Origin of the sequence: Hydrogenovibrio sp. 3SP14C1, from assembly GCF_029625905.1 — a bacterium.
Taxonomy (GTDB): Bacteria; Pseudomonadota; Gammaproteobacteria; order Thiomicrospirales; family Thiomicrospiraceae; genus Hydrogenovibrio.
Map to the genome: position 1 here is coordinate 1 of NZ_JARTLM010000155.1, position 264 is coordinate 264.

Below are 264 nucleotides of genomic sequence, written 5' to 3' on the forward strand. Positions count from 1 at the left end.
CCGTCAGTATGGGTAATCCCCATGTGGTGACCGTGGTAGAGGATATCGCTACCGCTGAGGTTGAACGAATCGGTCCTTTATTAGAGTCGCATGAACGTTTCCCTGAGCGTGTTAATGCTGGCTTTATGCAGGTTGTCAATCGTCAGCAAATTAATCTGCGGGTTTACGAACGTGGTGCTGGTGAAACTCAGGCCTGCGGTAGCGGTGCTTGTGCCGCTGTTGCGGTCGGCATTTTACAAGATTTGTTGGATGATACCGTTACGG

The 264-nt window shown here is 50.8% G+C and carries 1 protein-coding gene; it reads left to right on the forward strand.

The window, feature by feature from the left end; translation table 11 throughout:
* Positions 1–264, forward strand: a 264-nt coding sequence (gene dapF / locus P8629_RS12035; RefSeq protein WP_278166348.1) for a diaminopimelate epimerase, incomplete at both ends; no start/stop codon positions are given.